This is a genomic window from Promicromonospora sp. NPDC090134, assembly GCF_044746965.1.
Lineage (GTDB): Bacteria > Actinomycetota > Actinomycetes > Actinomycetales > Cellulomonadaceae > Promicromonospora.
In genome coordinates, this window is sequence record NZ_JBIVCZ010000008.1 from 118,626 (window position 1) to 135,869 (window position 17,244).

The 17,244-nt window shown below is 72.3% G+C and carries 17 protein-coding genes; 9 read left to right on the forward strand and 8 right to left on the reverse strand.

The features are described 5' to 3' along the window. Positions 1-84: 84 nt before the first annotated feature. The 6 genes from gndA (at position 85) to zapE (ending at position 5,674) form a co-directional block, all read left to right on the forward strand. Complete coding sequence (gene gndA / locus ACIPN7_RS20975; protein WP_400546717.1) at positions 85-1,521, forward strand: NADP-dependent phosphogluconate dehydrogenase; 1,437 nt, start codon at positions 85-87, stop codon at positions 1,519-1,521. Next, entirely contained in the window at positions 1,518-2,819 is a 1,302-nt protein-coding gene (locus ACIPN7_RS20980) for a carboxylate--amine ligase (protein ID WP_400546720.1), read from the forward strand. The genes gndA and ACIPN7_RS20980 overlap by 4 nt, the downstream gene beginning before the upstream one ends. A 196-nt stretch (positions 2,820-3,015) precedes the next feature. Further along, positions 3,016-3,477, forward strand: coding sequence for a DUF805 domain-containing protein (locus ACIPN7_RS20985; RefSeq protein ID WP_400546723.1), 462 nt, complete (start codon positions 3,016-3,018; stop codon positions 3,475-3,477). A 5-nt stretch (positions 3,478-3,482) separates the two neighbouring features. Further along, a complete protein-coding gene (locus tag ACIPN7_RS20990) occupies positions 3,483-3,905 on the forward strand; it encodes a DUF805 domain-containing protein (RefSeq protein WP_400546726.1) in 423 nt (140 codons plus the stop codon). 15 nt (positions 3,906-3,920) lie between these two features. Next, the gene (locus ACIPN7_RS20995) at positions 3,921-4,571 is read left to right on the forward strand and encodes a hypothetical protein (protein WP_400546728.1); all 651 of its coding nucleotides are present in this window, start codon (positions 3,921-3,923) and stop codon (positions 4,569-4,571) included. A 53-nt stretch (positions 4,572-4,624) separates the two neighbouring features. After that, the gene (zapE, locus tag ACIPN7_RS21000; RefSeq protein ID WP_400546731.1) at positions 4,625-5,674 is read left to right on the forward strand and encodes a cell division protein ZapE; all 1,050 of its coding nucleotides are present in this window, start codon (positions 4,625-4,627) and stop codon (positions 5,672-5,674) included. 38 nt (positions 5,675-5,712) lie between these two features. Here zapE and ACIPN7_RS21005 read toward each other — a convergent pair whose 3' ends face one another. From ACIPN7_RS21005 to glgX, 3 genes are all read right to left on the reverse strand, one after another. Next, a complete protein-coding gene (locus tag ACIPN7_RS21005) occupies positions 5,713-6,672 on the reverse strand; it encodes a PPK2 family polyphosphate kinase (protein WP_400546734.1) in 960 nt (319 codons plus the stop codon). Positions 6,673-6,728: 56 nt separating this feature from the next. Next, the gene (locus ACIPN7_RS21010; protein WP_400546737.1) at positions 6,729-8,462 is read right to left on the reverse strand and encodes a hypothetical protein; all 1,734 of its coding nucleotides are present in this window, start codon (positions 8,460-8,462) and stop codon (positions 6,729-6,731) included. Positions 8,463-8,559: 97 nt separating this feature from the next. Beyond that, entirely contained in the window at positions 8,560-10,710 is a 2,151-nt protein-coding gene (gene glgX, locus ACIPN7_RS21015; protein ID WP_400546741.1) for a glycogen debranching protein GlgX, read from the reverse strand. Positions 10,711-10,851: 141 nt separating this feature from the next. Between glgX and ACIPN7_RS21020 the strand changes: the two genes are divergently transcribed. Continuing rightward, positions 10,852-11,097: a hypothetical protein gene (locus tag ACIPN7_RS21020; RefSeq protein ID WP_400546744.1), complete on the forward strand. Its 246-nt coding sequence runs from the start codon at positions 10,852-10,854 to the stop codon at positions 11,095-11,097. 21 nt (positions 11,098-11,118) lie between these two features. On the opposite strand, the gene ACIPN7_RS21025 is transcribed toward ACIPN7_RS21020, so the two are convergent. The 5 genes from ACIPN7_RS21025 to ACIPN7_RS21045 all read right to left on the reverse strand — a co-directional run bounded on the left by ACIPN7_RS21025 (position 11,119) and on the right by ACIPN7_RS21045 (position 15,990). After that, a complete protein-coding gene (locus ACIPN7_RS21025; RefSeq protein ID WP_400547222.1) occupies positions 11,119-11,376 on the reverse strand; it encodes a hypothetical protein in 258 nt (85 codons plus the stop codon). Positions 11,377-11,427: 51 nt separating this feature from the next. Beyond that, positions 11,428-12,591, reverse strand: coding sequence for a cystathionine gamma-synthase (locus ACIPN7_RS21030; protein ID WP_400546747.1), 1,164 nt, complete (start codon positions 12,589-12,591; stop codon positions 11,428-11,430). Positions 12,592-12,628: 37 nt separating this feature from the next. Beyond that, positions 12,629-13,996, reverse strand: a complete 1,368-nt coding sequence (locus ACIPN7_RS21035; protein ID WP_400546749.1) for a cystathionine beta-synthase — start codon at positions 13,994-13,996, stop codon at positions 12,629-12,631. 125 nt (positions 13,997-14,121) lie between these two features. Then, positions 14,122-14,445 carry a DUF2277 domain-containing protein gene (locus ACIPN7_RS21040; RefSeq protein ID WP_182617119.1) on the reverse strand — a complete coding sequence of 108 codons (324 nt, stop codon included), beginning with the start codon at positions 14,443-14,445 and terminating at the stop codon, positions 14,122-14,124. 87 nt (positions 14,446-14,532) lie between these two features. Then, positions 14,533-15,990 carry an MFS transporter gene (locus ACIPN7_RS21045; RefSeq protein WP_400546751.1) on the reverse strand — a complete coding sequence of 486 codons (1,458 nt, stop codon included), beginning with the start codon at positions 15,988-15,990 and terminating at the stop codon, positions 14,533-14,535. A 116-nt stretch (positions 15,991-16,106) separates the two neighbouring features. Here ACIPN7_RS21045 and ACIPN7_RS21050 point away from each other — a divergent pair, with 116 nt between their 5' ends. Next, positions 16,107-16,565 carry a MarR family winged helix-turn-helix transcriptional regulator gene (locus ACIPN7_RS21050; protein WP_400546754.1) on the forward strand — a complete coding sequence of 153 codons (459 nt, stop codon included), beginning with the start codon at positions 16,107-16,109 and terminating at the stop codon, positions 16,563-16,565. Between the two features lie 124 nt (positions 16,566-16,689). Then, the gene (locus tag ACIPN7_RS21055) at positions 16,690-17,244 is read left to right on the forward strand and encodes a GNAT family N-acetyltransferase (RefSeq protein ID WP_400546757.1); all 555 of its coding nucleotides are present in this window, start codon (positions 16,690-16,692) and stop codon (positions 17,242-17,244) included.

Sequence of the window (17,244 nt, forward strand, 5' to 3'; positions counted from 1 at the left end):
GTGAGCCAGGGCACTAGGCTGGCAACGGGTCGCGGCACACGTACGCGGGTGCCGGCCCGTTTCCACTGCAGAAGGAGCAAGAACGTGTCAGGCACAGCACAGATCGGCGTCACCGGGCTGGCGGTGATGGGTCGCAACCTCGCGCGGAACTTCGCACGTCACGGGTACACGGTGGCGGTCCACAACCGTTCGTACGCGAAGACCGAGTCGCTGGTCGCGGAGCACGGCGACGACGGCGACTTCGTCCCCAGCGAGTCGATGGCGGACTTCGTCGCGTCGCTCGAGCGGCCGCGCAAGGTGGTCATCATGGTCAAGGCCGGCGGTCCCACGGACGCCGTCATCGACGAGCTGGTGCCCCTCCTGGAGGAGGGCGACATCGTGGTCGACGCCGGCAACGCCCACTTCCCGGACACGATCCGGCGCGAGGCCGCCCTCAAGGAGCACGGCCTGCACTTCGTCGGCACCGGCGTCTCCGGCGGCGAGGAGGGCGCACTGAACGGCCCGTCCATCATGCCGGGCGGCACGCGCGAGTCGTACGCGTCGCTCGGGCCCATCCTGGAGGACATCTCCGCGAAGGTGGACGGCACCCCGTGCTGCACCTACGTGGGTTCCGACGGCGCCGGGCACTTCGTCAAGATGGTGCACAACGGCATCGAGTACGCCGACATGCAGCTCATCGCGGAGGCCTACGACCTGCTGCGCCAGGGGCTGGGTGCCTCGGCCGCGGAGATCGGCGAGATCTTCGCGCAGTGGAACACGGGCGACCTGGAGTCGTTCCTCATCGAGATCACCGCCGACGTGCTGCAGCACGTGGACGCGGACACGGGCAAGGCGTTCGTGGACATCGTGCTGGACCAGGCCGAGCAGAAGGGCACCGGCCGCTGGACGGTGCAGAACGGCCTGGACCTGGGCGTGCCGATCACCGGCATCGCCGAGGCCACGTTCGCCCGTGCACTGTCCGGCTCGGTGCCGCAGCGCGCCGCCGGCCGGGCGGCCCTCCCGGCCCACGCGGCCGAGTGGGAGGTCAAGGACCGGGACGCGTTCATCGAGGACGTGCGCCAGGCCCTGTACGCCTCCAAGGTCGTCGCCTACTCGCAGGGCTTCGACCAGATCGCCGCGGCCGCCGCCGAGTTCGGCTGGGACATCGACCGGGGCGCCATGGCCCGGATCTGGCGTGGCGGCTGCATCATCCGCGCCCGGTTCCTCAACCGGATCACCGAGGCCTACGAGCGCGACGCCGACCTGCCGCTGCTGCTCGCCGACCCGTACTTCACCGACGCGGTCGCGAGCGGCCTGCCCGCCTGGCGGCGCGTGGTGGCCGGTGCGGCCAGCAACGGCGTGCCCACGCCGGCGTTCTCCTCCTCGCTCGCGTACTACGACGGTGTCCGCGCCGAGCGGCTCCCGGCCGCCCTGGTGCAGGCGCAGCGCGACTTCTTCGGCGCCCACACCTACAAGCGGGTCGACCGCGAGGGCACCTTCCACACGGAGTGGTCCGGCGACCGCACGGAGGCCGAGGCGTGAGGGGTTTCCCCGCTGAGCAGGGACCGGTAGGCGGCGGGGAGCAGACGGCTCCCGAGATGCTGGTGGTGGGAATCGGCGGCGACGTCGGGATGTACGCCCTGGTGCGTGCGTTCCACGAGCAGTACCGCACGCACGCCGTGGTCCTGTCCAAGGTGGCCACGCGCGCGATGCAGGACTCGGCGATCGCCGAGAACGTGGTGGTACCCGGCCTGGACGACGTCGACGTGTTCCTCTCGACGCTGGAGGGCATCGCCCAGCAGCACCGGGACAAGACCCTGGTGCTGCTGACGAACGCCGACTGGCACGTGCGCACCGTCATCCTGAACCGGGAGCGGCTGGAGGCGGCGGGCTACGTGCTGCCGTACCCGTCGCTGCCGGTCCTGGAGCAGGTCAGCAGCAAGGAGGGCTTCGCGCAGGTCTGCGACCAGCTCGGCATCCCGACGCCGCGCACGGTGCCGGTCGACGTCGCCAAGCTGGTGGCCGAGGGCGGCCGTGCCGCGGTGCCGGCGCTCGCGGTGGACCTGCAGTACCCCGTGGTCGGCAAGCCGTCCAACAGCGCCGAGTGGTACTACGTGGACTTCCCCGGCAAGGCGAAGATCCACCACATCGACTCCCGCGAGGAGCTCGACGTGATCCTGGGCCACCTCGCCGACGCCAACTACCCCGGCACGTTCCTGGTGCAGGAGTTCATCCCGGGCGACGAGACGCAGATGCGGTCCCTGACCGCGTACCGCGACACGTCGGGCGAGGTGACGCTCCTGGCCACGGGCCGGGTGCTGCTGGAGGAGCACACGCCGGGCACGCTGGGCATCCCGGCCGCGATCCTGGTGGAGGCGTACGACGACGCCATGGACGCCGCCACCAGGTTCCTCGACCTGACTGGCTACGTCGGCTTCGCCAACTTCGACTACAAGCTGGACCCGCGCACGGGCAAGCACGTGTACTTCGAGGTGAACCCCCGGATCGGGCGGAACAACTACTACGTGACCGCGGGCGGGGCCAACGTGGCCCGCGTGCTGGTGGAGGACTGGGTGCTGCACCGCCCGATCCGCGCCGTGCGGGCGGTCCGCGAGGTGCTGTACACGGTGGTGCCCTTCGGCCTGCTGTCCAGGTACGTGCTGGACCCGGAGCTGAAGTCGCGGCTCAAGGCGCTCAAGGCGAGCGGCGACGTGGTCAACCCGCTGAAGTACGACGGCGACTCCGGCCTCAAGCGCCGGCTCATCGTCGAGGCGATCACGCAGAACTACCGCCGCAAGTACGCGCAGTACTACCCGGAGCCGACCGCGACGGGGTACTGACCCGCGGCGGTCCCTCCCGGCGTGTCAGACGCTCAGGTCACACTGATGACCTGAGCGTCTGACGCGTTCGGGGCCTTTCTCACCCATGGGTACTTCTGCCCAGATTTAAGCCTTGCGCACTTATTGACTGATCGGGACACTGTGTGCGCACTTGCTGGAGATTTCCGGTAAGAACCGTGAGAGAGGCTTTTTCCTGATGTCGTTCATCGAGTCCATCCGGACCGTCCTGTCGAAGTACGCCACGTTCAGCGGCCGTGCCCGGCGCTCGGAGTTCTGGTGGTACTACCTGGCCCTGGTCATCGTCGAGAGCGTGCTCTACTTCGCGCTCATCGTGCCGGGCCTCACGGCCTACACGACGGCCACCATGGAGTACGCCATGGCCGGCGACCCGTCCGCGGCCGTGCCGGCGATGCCCGGTTCCCTGACGACCGGCTACCTGGTCGTCTCGCTCGTCGCGCTCGCGCTGCTCCTGCCGACGCTCGCCGTGATCGTCCGCCGCCTGCACGACACCGGCAAGTCCGGCGCCCTGGCGTTCCTGCTGCTGATCCCGGTCGTCAACTTCATCCTCATCATCGTGTGGGGCGCCTCCGCCGGCACGCCGGGCGCGAACCAGTTCGGCCCGGACCCCAAGGCCGTCGACCAGGCCGCCGCGGTCTGACCCACGTGTCGATCGTCGACTCCGTCCGGACCTGCCTGCGCAGGTACGCCGACTTCACCGGCCGCGCCCGGGCCTCCGAGTACTGGTTCTTCTACCTCGCGCTCGCGATCGTGAACGCCGTGATCTTCGTGGCGCTCCTGATCCCGGCCCTGGTCATGATGGACCCGGTCACGCAGGAGCCGGGGGTGCTCGGGTCGATCGGCTCGGCCCTCGTGGGGATCGTCGCGCTCGGAGCGTTCGTGCCGCTCCTCGCGGCGGGTGTCCGCCGCCTGCACGACACCGGGAAGTCCGGCTGGTTCTACCTGCTGTGCCTCGTCCCGTTCGTCGGCGGCATCATCATCGTCGTGCTGCTCGCCCTGCCGGGCGAGCCCGGACCCAACCGGTTCGGGCCGGACCCGAGAGCCGTGCCGCAACCGGTCGCGCTCTGACCTAGTCTGAGCCGCATGACCGGACCCCGCCCCGTCCTCGTGGTCGGGGCCAGCGGCTACGTCGGCAGCCGGGTCGTACAAGGCCTGGCTGCCGACGGGCGCGCGGTGCTCGCCGCGGCCCGTCGCCCCGTGCCCGACGCCGACGGCGTGCTCCCCGTCCGGTACGACACCGTCACCGACCTGCCCGACGCCGTCCGTGCCGCCTGCGGCCGTGCCGGCGCCCCGCTGCCCGGGGCCGTCGTGGCGTCGATCGGCGGCTGGCACAAGGGTGCCGCCCTGCTGGACGACGACCCGGAGCGGTGGACCGCGACGCTGGCCTCCCACCTCACCGCCCACCTCGACGCGGCCCGCGCGCTCGTCCCGCTGCTGCGGCCCGGCGACCCGTACGTCGTGCTCAACGGCTCCGCCTCCCGCGAGGCCATGGCCGGTTCCGGCGTGATCAGCGTGACCGGGGCCGGGCTCGCGATGCTGGTCCAGGTGCTGCGGCTGGAGGCGGAGCAGCGGCCGTCCGCTGCTGTGCGATTCCATGAGCTCGTCATCGACCATGCCGTCGCGGGCGACGACCGCAACGAGGACCCGGCCCAGACGCGGACCCCGGCCCAGGTGGTCCACGCCCTCGGCGAGGTGCTCGACCAGCCCGGCGCGCCCGCCGTCGTCCACGTGTGACGTTGCTCTCGTGGCACGCCCGGTGACCCGAGCCGCCGGTAATCTTCTGCTTCGTGACAGCCCCCGCCACCGAGACCCAGACCGTCCGGACCACCCAGGCCCTCAGCGCCGTCCGGCCGCAGGTCCCCGTCGACCGGCTCGTCACCGACCTCGTACCGCCCCGGCACTTCGCCGCCGCGCGGTTCGCGACCTACCGCGCCAACCCGGCGCACCCCAGCCAGGGCCGCGCCCTGGCCCGCCTGACGGAGATCGCCCAGCAGATCACGGCTCCCCGCCGCGGTCTCTTCGCCCGCAAGCAGCCAGCGCCCGCGGTGTACCTCGACGGCGGCTTCGGCGTCGGCAAGACGCACCTGCTCACCTCGCTCGCCCACGCCGTCGGGGAGGCCCTCGGCCCGGACAAGGCCGCGTACGGCACGTTCGTCGAGTACACCAACCTCGTGGGGGCCCTCGGGTTCCTCCCGACCGTCGAGGCGCTGTCCGCGAAGAAGCTGGTCTGCATCGACGAGTTCGAGCTCGACGACGCCGGCGACACGACCCTCATGTCGCGCCTCATGCGCGAGCTGGCCGACCGCGGCGTCGCGCTCGCCGCGACGTCGAACACGCTGCCCGGCGCGCTCGGCGAGGGCCGGTTCGCCGCCCAGGACTTCCAGCGGGAGATCAAGGCCCTGTCCGACCGCTTCGAGACCCTGCGGGTCGACGGCGAGGACTACCGCCACCGCGATGTCGTCACCGACCCCGAGCCGCTGACCGTCGAGGAGGTCACGGCGGCCGCCGCCCGCCCGGGCGCCACGCTCGACGCGTTCGACGACCTGCTGGAGCACCTCGCGACGGTGCACCCGAGCCGCTACGGCGCGCTGCTCGACGGCGTCTCCGTGGTCGCCCTCACGGGCGTGCACCCGGTGACGGCGCAGGCCGTCGCGCTGCGGCTCGTGGTGCTCGTGGATCGGCTCTACGACCGCGACGTGCCCGTGCTGCTGGCCGGCGCGGGGGACACCCGCGGCCTGTTCACCGACGAGATGCTCGCCGGTGGGTACCGCAAGAAGTACTTCCGGGCGCTGTCCCGGCTGGGTGCGCTGGCCGAGGAAGGGCGCAAGCTCGTCTGACGACGAGCGGAGCCTGCGCCGCCTCCCGGCGCGGCCGCTCACGTCTCGGCGAGCCGCGCCTTCTCCGCCGCCACGTCGAAGTCGGCGGGCGGCCAGCCCAGGTCCAGCGACCGCAGGGCGTCGGTCAGCAGCTCGGTGACGGCCAGGCGGGCGTACCACTTCCGGTCGGCCGGCACCACGTACCAGGGCGCGTCCTTCGTGGAGGTGCGGTCCAGCATCTCCTGGTAGGCCGCCAGGTACTCGGGACGCTTGAGCCGCACGTCGATGTCGCTCGGGTTGTACTTCCAGTGCTTGTCCGGCCGGTCCAGCCGCTTGGCGAGGCGCGTCTTCTGCTCGTCGGGCGACACGACGAGCGTCACCTTCACGATCGCGGAGCCCGCCGCCGCCACCTCGGTCTCGAACGCGTTCAGCTCGGCGAAGTGCTTGCGCCAGACCCGGACCGGCTCCAGCCGGTCCACCCGGACCACCAGGACCTGCTCGTGGTGCGACCGGTCGAAGACCCCGAGGTAGCCGGGGCGGGGCAGGGCGTTGCGGATGCGCCACAGGTAGTCGTGCTGCTGCTCCTCCGGCGTCGGCACGCCGAACCCCCGGTGCATCACGCCCTGCGGGTCCACCATGCCCACGACGTGCCGCACGATGCCGCCCTTGCCGGACGTGTCCAGGCCCTGCAGCACGAGCAGCACGGACCGGTCACCGCCGGTGCGGCCGTGCGCGAAGAGGCGCTCCTGCAGGTCGGCGAGCTCCTCGCCGCGGGTGGCCATGAGCTTCTCGCCGTCGGCCCGGTCGCCCGCCCAGCCGGGCGTGCCGGCCTGGTCCAGGGTGCTCAGGTCGGTGCCACGCACCCACCGCAGGACGTCGGCCGCCGGGGTCTCCCACCGGTCGCCCGGCTCCCGCGGCGGTGCGGACTTCTTCGCGGCCTTCCCCGCGTTCTTTCCCGCGGTTTCGCCCGTGCTCTTCGTCGCATGCTTTCCCGTCGACCTGCCCGGCTTCTTCGCCATCGGACGCCTCCTTCGTGCGACCGGTCGGTGCCGGTCCCCGAACCCAGGTTCCCAGGTCAGGTGTCCGCGCGCAGCACGGCCGTCATCCGGGGCGGGACCGTGAGGGTGTCGCCCACCAGGCGGGTCGCCCCCGGCTCCCACGCGGCGGCCAGCCGGAACGCCCCGGGCAGCGGGGCCCGGCTGGCGCCCTCGGCGGGCCGCAGCAGGCTCCCGAGCCGCAGCGCGGCCAGGCCGTGGCCCGTGTTGAGCACGAACGCCAGGCTGCCCCGCAGCACGGCGATGACCGAGCGGTCGGCGGTGGACCGGATCTCCAGGGGGAGGTCCAGCTCGTCGGTGATGGCGAGGCGGATCGCGATCAGGTCGTGCGCCCAGCTCGCGAGCCGCTGCTCGTTGGCGTTGCGCGGCACCACGGGCACGTGCACCGTGTCGAGCACCAGCGGGTTGCCCGCGAGGATGACGGTGGCCAGCACGCTGGCCCGGATGTCGACGTCGTCCACGCCCAGCAGCGCCGTGGCGGGGCTCTCCTCGCCCGCCCACGGCACGGTGAGCTGCGCGGCGGGCAGCCGGGTGATGTCCTCCACGACGCTGGCGCCGGACCGGACCCGGCTGCGCCGCCCGCCGTTCTGGCGGGTGGCGCGGCGCACCGACGGGTGCACCAGGTCGGCGAGCATCTGCAGCGCCTGGATGTCCTCGGTCTTGCCCGGCCCGGACAGGATGCGCAGCAGGATCGTGGTGAGCCGGTCGCTCCGGCCCGGCCCGTCCACCAGCAGGCTGAACCGGCGTTCGAGCTGTTCGCCCAGCCCCACGACGTAGTCGGCCAGCTCGCCGAGGAACGGCGTGGGGGAGCGGTCCACGAGCGCGTCGACGTCGAGCACCAGGCCGTCCACGTGGTACTCGCGCAGCCAGTGCCGCGCGTCGTCGACGAGGAAGTCCCGCGGGCCGCGGCTGCCGCTGCCGTCGAGGTTGATGCGGTCGCCCACGTAGTCGGTCCGCACGGTCGGCGACGACGGCACCTTGCCGGCCCGCGTGCCGATCGTGGGGACCTGGCCGGTGCGGAGCTGGATGGGGCCGGTCCGCGGCCGGTCGAGGGGCACCTGGCCGGTCCGGGGGCGCATGGCCTGCAGCGCGTACTCGCCCGCGTCGCCGAGCTCGGTCCGCGCCACGCGCGGCCGGCCGCCGCCGCCCGTCAGGTAGGGGCCGTAGGCCTCCAGGCCGAGCTCGTCGGCCACGGCCCAGCGGTAAGGGATGTCCAGCACGACGGCGAGCCCCACGGCGTGGGCGGCGTCGACGAAGCGCTGGAGCGCGCGCGGGCCGCCGTACGGCTCGTGCACCGAGTACAGGCGCACGCCGCGGGCGGGGCCGAGCGCGGGGTCGAACGCCGCGACGGGCGCGAGCTCGACGCCGTGCACACCGAGGCCGGCGATCGTGGGCAGCAGCTCCGCGGCGGCGTCCAGGGTGCCCGCGGGGGTGAAGGTCTCGATGTCGACGTGCATGAGCACGCTCGTGGACAGGTCCGGCGGGGACCACGTGCCGTCGGTCCACTCGAAGGCCGGGTCGAAGACGCGGGTCGGCCCGTGGATGCCCTGCGGCAGCCACACGCTGCGCGGGTCGGGCAGCAGGGGGCCGCCGTCCACGGAGTAGCCGTAGTCGGTGCCGTGCCCGAGCACGCTGTCGGCGCCCCAGTACCCGGGCTCGCCGGCGCCCACGAGGCGCAGCGGCATGTGCTCCGGCTCCTCGTACGGGTCGTACGGCACGAGCACCTCGATGATGCGGGCGCGGGGGGCCCACACCACCGGTCTGGGCCCGGGAACGGGCATGTCAGGGCCCGGGCGGGGCGGTGGTGTGCTGCCTCCGGTTCCACTCCTCGGTCCGGTCACGGCCGACAGCCTAGCCCGGTGTTCCGGATGGGCGAGTCAGTACGACCACGCTTCGACCCGTCACGGACAGGCCGGTCCCCGCTCCGAGCTCCGTCCCGGGCTCGGCGCTGCCGTCGGTGTCCAGGACCACGGTCCACGACTCCCCGTAGGCGGCGGGCGGCAGCGTGAAGTCCAGCGCCTCGAAATGGGCGTTGAGCAGCAGCAGGAAGGAGTCGTCGACCACCGCCTCGCCGCGGCGTCCCGTCTCCGTGATCGCGTCGCCGTTGAGGAAGACGGCCACCGTCCGGGCGTAGGCCTGCTGCCAGTCGGTGTCGTCCATCCGCGCGCCCGTCAGGTCGAGCCACTCGACGTCCGCCGGCCCGCCGGCGGCGTTCGGCGAGACCTTCCCGTCGAAGAACCGGCGGCGGTGCAGGATCGGGTGGTCGCGGCGCAGCCGGACTGCCTGTCGGGCGAACTCCAGGAGCGCGGCGTGCTCGGCGTCCAGCCCGGCGGGGCCGCCCCAGTCCACCCAGGTGAGCTCGTTGTCCTGGCAGTAGGCGTTGTTGTTGCCCTGCTGGGTGCGGCCGAGCTCGTCGCCGTGGGCGATCATCGGCACGCCCTGGCTCAGCATGAGCGTCACGAGCAGGTTGCGGCGCTGCCGGGCGCGCAGCTCCTTGATCCCGGGGTCGTCCGTGGGTCCCTCGGCGCCGCAGTTCCAGGACCGGTTGTGGTTCTCGCCGTCCTGGTTGTCCTCGCCGTTCGCCTCGTTGTGCTTCTCGTTGTACGCCGTGAGGTCGGCGAGGGTGAAGCCGTCGTGCGCGGTGACGAAGTTGATGGACGCGCTCGGCAGCCGGCCGCTGTGCTCGTACAGGTCGCTGGACCCGGTCAGCCGGGAGGCGAACTCCGGCAGGGTCGCCGGCTCGCCGCGCCAGAAGTCGCGCACCGTGTCGCGGTAGCGACCGTTCCACTCGGTCCACAGCGGCGGGAACCCGCCCACCTGGTAGCCGCCGTCGCCCAGGTCCCAGGGCTCGGCGATCAGCTTGACCTGGGAGATCACGGGATCCTGGTGCACGATGTCGAAGAAGGCGCTCAGCCGGTCGACCTCGTGGAACTGGCGGGCGAGCGTGGCCGCCAGGTCGAAGCGGAACCCGTCGACGTGCATCTCCTCCACCCAGTACCGCAGCGAGTCCATGATGAGCTGCAGCACGGCGGGGGAGCGCATGAGCAGCGAGTTGCCGGTGCCGGTCGTGTCGAAGTAGTGCGCGTCGTCGCCGTCGACCAGGCGGTAGTAGGCGGCGTTGTCGATGCCACGGAAGCCCAGGGTGGGGCCCAGGTGGTTGCCCTCGGCGGTGTGGTTGTAGACGACGTCGAGCAGCACCTCGATGCCCGCCTCGTGCATCGCCTTGACCATGGCCTTGAACTCCATGACCTGCTGGCCGCGGCTGCCGTAGCCGGCGTACCCGTTGTGCGGGGCGAAGAACCCGATCGTGTTGTAGCCCCAGTAGTTCGTCAGGCCCTTGGCGGCCAGCGACGGGTCGGTGACGAACTGGTGCACGGGCATGAGCTCGATGGCCGTGACGCCCAGGTCGCGCAGGTGCTCGATCACCGCGGGGTGGGCCAGCCCGGCGTAGGTGCCGCGCAGCTCGTCGGGCACGTCCGGGTGGCGCATCGTCAGACCCTTGACGTGCGCCTCGTAGATCACCGTCTCGTGGTACGGCGTGGCCGGCGGGCGGTCGTGGCCCCAGTCGAAGAACGGGTTGACCACCACGGAGACCATCGTGTGGCCCAGGGAGTCGGCGGCGTCCGGCGTGGTGCCCGTGGTGGCCTGCTCCACGTCCGTGAACGGGTACGAGAACAGGGACGGGTCGCCGTCGAGGTCGCCGTCCACGGCCTTGGCGTACGGGTCCAGCAGGAGCTTGGCCGGGTTGCAGCGGTGGCCCGACGCCGGGTCGTACGGCCCGTGCACCCGGTACCCGTAGCGTGTCCCGGGGCCGACGCCGGGCAGGTACACGTGCCACACGTGCGCGTCCGTCTCGGTGACCTCGACGCGCGTCTCGGTGTCGTCGTCGGCCAGGAGGCACAGCTCGACCCGCTGTGCGACGGACGAGTAGAGCGCGAAGTTCGTCCCCGTGCCGTCGAAGGTCGCGCCCAGGGGGTACGGGCGGCCGGGCCAGGTTTGCATCGGACGATCATGGCACCCCCGCGGGGTACGCGGGGGGAGATGCTGTGGTGGGCGTGCCGTGGTCGTGGAGGCTTTGGCCAGAATTCAAAATACTGTGCCAAGCGGATGTGCGAATCGGCCGATCCCTGCGAAGATGAGCCCATGATCACGGGGGAACCCCAGCCCACCAGTGACTCGACCGAGTCGGTCCCGACCGACCTCATCGACGAGTCGAACGCCTCCTACGCCCACATCGCGCCGCCGGTCGCCCGTCGCGTCGCCACCCGTCGCGGCCTGCTCGGCGGCGGCGACGTCTCCAAGGCCCCGCGCAACCTCGCCGGCTGCGAGCTCGACCCGATCTCGGGTGCCTCGAGCGGCGTGTCCTGGGACGACCCCGACGAGCTCTGACGGCCCGGGCCGAGAACCCCGTCAGCGAGGCAGCCGCGCCGGATCCACCGGGATGAGGCGCGGCATGCCCGCGGGCGCCACCTCGCTCAGCGCCAGGTAGCGCGCCTCGGCGCGGTGCAGCCGGATGTGCTCGTCGAGCGACCACTGCGGGCCGTTCGTCAGCGTCATGCCGCACGAGCAGTCGATCTCCTCGCGGTCGCCGGGCAGGTGCCGCACCTGTCCCACGGTGGTGTGGGAGGCACGGGCGTCCGCCTTGGCGCGGTGCATCACGGCGCTCACGGGGGCATGTTCGGTCACGCCCCCACCCTAAGCACTCGACGAGGGGGTGGGTCAGATGCGGTCCAGGGCCTGCAGCACGTCGTCCAGGAGGTCCGTCACGTCCTCCAGGCCCACCGACAGGCGCACGATCGACGGCGACACCTCGGCCTCCGTGCCCCGCACCGACGCGTGGGTCATCTCACTGGGGTAGTTGACCAGCGACTCGACACCGCCGAGCGACTCGGCCAGCAGGAACACCTCGGTCGACTCGGCGAACGTGCGCGCCGCCTGCTCGCCGCCGGCGAGCTCCAGCGAGATCATGCCGCCGAACCGCGTCATCTGGTGGGCGGCGATCTTGTGGCCGGGGTGGTCCGGCAGGCCCGGGTACAGCACGCGCGCGACGGCGGGGTGGTGCACCAGGCGCTCGGCGAGCGTCTGCGCCGTCTCGGAGTGCCGCTGCATGCGCACCGACAGCGTCTTGATGCCGCGCGTGGTGAGGAACGCGTCGAACGGGCTGGAGACGGCGCCCGCGGCGAACTGCACGTAGCGCACCTGCTCGGCGAGCTCGTCGGCCCCGTGCTTCACGACGACGGCGCCGCCGACGACGTCGGAGTGCCCGCCGAGGTACTTGGTCGTGGAGTGCACCACGACGTCGGCGCCCAGGTCGAGGGGGCGCTGCAGGGCGGGGGAGGCGAACGTGTTGTCGACCACCAGCAGCAGGCCGTGCTCGCGCGCGAGCTCCGCCAGCGCGGGGATGTCGCTGATCTTCATCAGCGGGTTCGACGGCGTCTCGACCCACAGCACCTTGGACTCCGGCCGGACCGCGGCGCGCACGGCGTCGAGGTCGGCGGTGTCCACGGTCGTGTGCGCCACGCCCGCCTTGCCGTGCACGGTGCGGATCAGGCGGTGCGTGCCGCCGTACACGTCGTTCGGCACGAGCACGTGGTCCCCGGGGGCGACCACGGCGCGCAGCAGCGCGTCCTCGGCGGCCAGGCCGGATGCGAACGAGACGCCGTGGGCGCCGCCCTCGATCGCCGCGAGCTGCTCCTCCAGGGCCGTGCGGGTGGGGTTGCCGCCGCGCGAGTACTCGTACCCGCCGCGCAGCCCGCCGATGCCGTCCTGGGCGTAGGTGGAGGTGACGTGGATCGCGGGGATCGCGTCGCCGGTGGTCGGGTCGGTGTGCTGTCCCGCGTGGATGGCGAGCGTGTCGAAACGGCTCGGTCGGGCGTCGGTCATGTGAGGTCAGGTCTCTCTTCGAAGGTGTGCGAGCGGGTCAGACCGCGAGGTAGTCGAGCAGGTCGGAGCGGGAGACCACGCCGAGGGCCTTGCCGCCGTCGGTCACGAGCAGTGCGGTCTCGTCGGCCAGGGCCGCGCGCAGCGTCCCGACCGGCTCGTTGACGCCGATGAGCTGCAGGGGCCGGCCGATCAGGCCGCCCACCTCGTCCGACAGGTTCGCCTTGCCGGCGAACACCCCGTCGAGCAGCTCGTCCTCGTGCACGGCGCCGGCGATCTCGCCGAGCACCACGGGTGGTTCCGCGGTGAGCACGAGCAGCTGGGAGACGCCGGACCGGGTCATGCGGTCGATCGCCTCCCGCACCGTGTCGGTCTGGTGCACGTAGAGCAGGGGCGGGGTGCGGTCGGCCTTGGCGGCCAGCACGTCCGCGACGGTGTGGTCCTCGATGGCGGGCGCGAAGCCGTAGGACCGCATCCAGGTGTCGTTGAAGATCTTGCCGAGGTACCCGCGGCCGCCGTCGGGCAGCAGGACCACCACGACGTCGTCGGCGCTCAGGTCGCGCGCGGCCTTGAGGGCCGCGACCACGGCCATGCCGCTGGAGCCGCCCACGAGGATGCCCTCCTGGCGGGCGAGGCGCCGGGTCATCGCGAACGACTCGGCGTCGCTCACCGCGATGATCTCGTGCGGCACGCTCGGGTCGTAGGCGGCGGGCCAGAAGTCCTCGCCCACGCCCTCGACCAGGTAGGGGCGGCCGGTGCCGCCGGAGTAGACCGACCCCTCGGGGTCGGCGCCGACGATGCGCACCGTGTCGCCCGAGACCTCGCGGAGGTAGCGGCCGGTCCCGGTGATGGTGCCGCCCGTGCCGACGCCCGCGACGAAGTGCGTGACGCGGCCGTCGGTGTCCCGCCAGATCTCCGGACCGGTGGTCTCGTAGTGCGAGCGCGGGCCGTTGGGGTTGGAGTACTGGTCGGGCTTGAAGGCGCCCGGGATCTCGCGCACCAGCCGGTCGCTCACCGAGTAGTACGACTCGGGGCTGTCGGGCGCCACCGCCGTCGGCGTGACGACGACCTCGGCGCCGTAGGCGGTCAGCACGTTGCGCTTGTCCTCGCCCACCTTGTCGGGCAGCACGAAGACGCAGCGGTAACCGCGCTGCTGGGCCACCAGGGCGAGGCCCACACCGGTGTTACCGGACGTGGGCTCCACGATGGTGCCGCCCGGCAGCAGCTTGCCCTCGCGCTCGGCCGCGTCGATGATGCGGCCCGCGATGCGGTCCTTGGACGAGCCGCCCGGGTTGAGGTACTCGAGCTTGACGAGCACGGTCGCGCTGGTCACGCCCTCGGTCACATGGCTGAGCCGGACCAGGGGGGTGTTGCCGACGAGGTCAACGACAGAATTGACGTACTGCACCTGTTTCTCTTCCTGTTCTGCGCGTGCGACGGCGCGCGCGGGGGACTGACGGACCGGGGTGGGTGGTCAGTGACAGCAACAGGAGAGGTGTGCGAGCACGCCGCAACTGTAGCGGGACGGGCCGCTCAGTGCGAGTGCGCGATGCCCAGCTCGTGCATCCGCTCGTGCTCCTCACGCTCCTTGATGCGCTGCGCGATCCGCGCCTGCACCTCGGCCCGGCGCAGCGGCGGCACGGTCTTGGGCGGCTGACGGCGTTCGGGCAGCTCGTCGAGCAGGCGGGTCACGATGTCCGCGATCTCCGCCGTGGCGCGCTCCACCGGGTCGCGGGTGGCGTCGCTCACCTTGGTCACGCCCGTGACCTTGCGCACGAACTGCAGCGCGGCGGCGGTGATCTCCTCGTCGGTGGCGGCCGGTTCGAGGCCGCGCAGCGTGGTGATGTTTCGGCACATGCTCCGACCGTACGCCGGACGGCGCCCGTGAGGGAGGGGGGCGCCGTCCGGCGTGGTTCTGCGCGCGACAGGGGCGCGACCTGCGGGTCAGTGCCCGCCGGTGGTCTCGCGCAGCCCCTTGACGGGGACGGTCGCCGCGATGGCCGCGGCCACCACGGCCATGCCGCAGCCGAGCAGCAGGGCGACGCGGAAGCCGCCCTCGGTGGGCAGGGTGTGCTCGCCGAACGTGGTGCTCATCCGGGCCAGCACCACGCCGATGACGGCGGCCGACACCGAGGTGCCGATGGAGCGCATGAGCGCGTTGAAGCCGTTCGCGGCGGCCTTCTCGGAGGCGGGGACCGAGCCCAGGATGATCGCGGGCAGCGCGCCGTAGGCGAAGCCGACGCCGCCCGCCGCGACGAACGCCGTCAGCGACAGGCCCACGAGCGTGTCCATGAACAGCGTGGACAGGCCGTAGCCGAGCGCCATGACCAGGGCGCCCAGGACGAGCGTCGTCTTGGGCCCGCGGGCCCGGGTGATCTGCGCGCCCACGGGCGACATGAGGGTCATCGCGATGCCCGACGGCGCCATCCACAGGCCCATCTGCAGCATGGACTGGCCCAGCCCGAACCCGGTCGCGGCCGGCGCCTGCATGAGCTGGGGCAGGATCAGGGACTGGGCGTACATGGCGAACCCGATCATGATCGAGGCCAGGTTGGTGAGCAGCACGGCGGGGCGCGCGGTGGTGCGCAGGTCGACCAGCGCGGCGGGCGTGCGCAGCTCCCACCAGCCCCAGGTCAGGAGCACGACGACGGAGCCGCCGAACAGGCCGAGCACGAGCGGGCTCGCCCAGCCCCACTCGGCGCCCTTGGAGACCGCCAGCAGCAGGGCCACGAGACCGGCGGCCAGGCCGAGCACGCCCACGTAGTCGAACGGCGTGCGCACCCGAGCGGGCGCGGCCGGGGCGGGGATCGCGCGCCAGACGACGACGCCGACCACGACGGCGCACACGGCGATGAGCCAGAACAGGATGCGCCAGCTCGCGAACTCGGCGACGGCGGCGGCGAAAGGCAGGCCGAGGGCGCCGCCGATGCCGAGCGACGAGCTCATCAGGGAGATGGCGCCGGCGGTGCGCTCCTTGGGCAGCAGGTCGTGCAGCATGCTGATGCCGAGCGGGATGAACCCGGTGGCCAGGCCCTGCAGGCCGCGGCCGGTGACCATGACCGGGACCGTCGTGGCCACGGCGGAGACCGCGGACCCGAGGGCCAGCGGCACCAGCGAGATCAGGATCATCTTTTTCTTGCCGTACAGGTCGCCCAGCCGCCCCGAGACCGGGGTGCAGATGGCGCCGACCAGCAGCGTGACCGTGATGATCCAGGACGTGTCCGACGCCGGGGCGTCGAAGATGGTGGGCAGCGACGCGACGATCGGGACCACGAGGGTCTGGGTCATCGCGACCACGATGCCGCCGATCGCGAGGATCGCGACGATGCGGTTGGGGTGGATCGCGGGGGTGGTGGTTGAGCCGTCAGCCGGCGGCGCGGGGCGGGACGCGGTGGTCGTCACGAGTCTCCTCGGAAGATTGCTGTGCATCATGCACATTGGGGTTCGCTCTCAGGATGCCATATCTTGTGCATGATGCATAGGCAGTAGTCCGTGCTGGGACCGGAGGTATGACGACGATGACGTCACCGATCGACGAGATCGAGTACGAGGGCATGCTGTTCGGGCGGCACCTGGCCGCGCTCCCCGCGGGCCGCTCGCGCCGCAAGGGCGGCCTGCTCGACCAGAGCGCATTCACCCTGCTCAGCCTGCTCGACGCCGGCGGGCCCGCCAGCCTCGCCGAGCTCGCGGACGCCACCGGCCTCGACGTCTCGACCCTGAACCGGCAGACGGCGGCGCTGCGCCGCGCGGGCCTCGCCGAGCGCTTCGAGGACCCCGACGGCGGCCAGGCGCGCAAGCTCCGCCTCTCCGCCGAGGGCAGCCGGCTGCTGGGCGAAGAGCGCAGGGCCAGCCGGGCGCTCCTCGCAGACCTGCTGCACGACTGGTCGGAGGAGGATCGCGCCCGGTTCGGCGAGCTGCTCGGCCGCTACAACCGCGTCATCGAGGACCGCTCGGGCCGCCACTGGCCGCGGCCCTGATGTCGGCCCCTGCTGGTTGAGCACAGCAGTTCCTGCCACGCGGGCCGGTCTCCTGGCAGCAACCGCTGTGCTCGACGTCGAATCGTCGTGGCGGAGCTGCCGCGTCGTGCGGCAGGGTGGGGCAATGCAACCTTCTGTCGAGACCGGGACCCGGCCCGTGACCAGCGTGCGCGAGGCCGCCGCCGCCGACTGGCCCGCCATCTGGCCGATCGTGCGCGAGGTCGTCCGCGCGGCCGACACGTTCGCCTATGAGCCCACCATGGGTGAGGCCGACGCCCGCGCCGGGTGGCTGGAGGCCCCGCGGCGCGCCGTCGTCGCCGTGCGGGACGGCGCCGTGGTCGGCACCGCGAACATGTACCCCAACCGGCCGGGACCGGGCAGCCACATCGCGTCCGGGAGCATCATGGTCGACCGCGCGGTGCGCGGCACCGGCGCCGGCCGGGCCCTGGTCGAGGACATGATCGCCTGGGCGGCCCGCGAGGGGTTCGCCGCGATCCAGTTCAACGCGGTGGTCGACACCAACACCGCCGCCGTCCACCTGTACGAGAGCCTCGGCTTCGTCACCCTCGGCATCGCGCCCGGCGCATTCCGGCATCCGGAGCTGGGCGACGTCGGTCTGCGGATCATGTGGCGGGACCTGAGCGACCTGCGCGCGTCCGGCCCCGAGGGTGAGGCCTGA